A 720-nucleotide genomic window follows, 5' to 3' on the forward strand; every position below is an offset into this window, starting at 1 on the left:
TGTGCCGCTACGCGCCGACGACCCGCGTCGCGTCGAGCAGCGCGCGCCGCGCGCTGCGTCCGAGCCCCGCGTAACCGTCGTCGCCGATGCCCACTACCGTCAGCCACGCCGTCATGCACCCTTCCCCATCGTCCGATTCCATCGAGTCGCCGCACGGCGGCCGTGAAGACGCCGGTGCGGCCGTCCGCGTTGCGAAAGTCGGCATGGTACCGTGTTCCACCGCGCGTTTCACCTGCGGGGCTGCCCGCGCCGGGCCGCGTTTCGCTTCGGTCACGGCGCCGCTCGGCGGTCGCGAAGCGCCGGTGAAATCGGGTATCCTACGGCCGTTCGTTCGCCGGTGCCCTTCGGGGCCGAAGAGGGAACACAGGGCGCGCATCGCGCCGCTGTGGCTGCCCCCGCAACTGTAGACAGCGAGCCGATCTCCCCCCTCATGCCACTGGTTTCACCGGGAAGGCCGGGAGCCGGCGCCGACCTGTCAGCCAGGAGACCTGCCGGCCTGAAAGTGCGTGCGTGCCAGTCGGCGTCGGGCGGGGTGTACCGATGCGTTGGCCGCGGCGCCACACTGCCCCGGTATCCCGTTGAGTTCCGCCCCCGTTTCGATTCCTGCGTTGCCCGTCGTGCGCCCGTCGGCGTGCCCGGGGCTCGTGCGCGTCGTCGCGGCCGCCGACGGCGGGCTGTGCCGGATCAAGCTGCCGGGCGGCCGGCTCGACGCGCGGCAGG

The 720-nt window shown here is 72.8% G+C and carries 1 riboswitch.

Annotated features, from left to right (window positions below):
• Window positions 1–318 precede the first annotated feature (318 nt).
• Window positions 319–511, plus strand: a riboswitch (cobalamin riboswitch).
• Window positions 512–720: the final 209 nt, after the last annotated feature.

The organism is Burkholderia sp. Tr-862 (genome assembly GCF_011753085.1).
In the GTDB taxonomy this organism is placed as follows: Bacteria; Pseudomonadota; Gammaproteobacteria; order Burkholderiales; family Burkholderiaceae; genus Burkholderia; species Burkholderia ambifaria.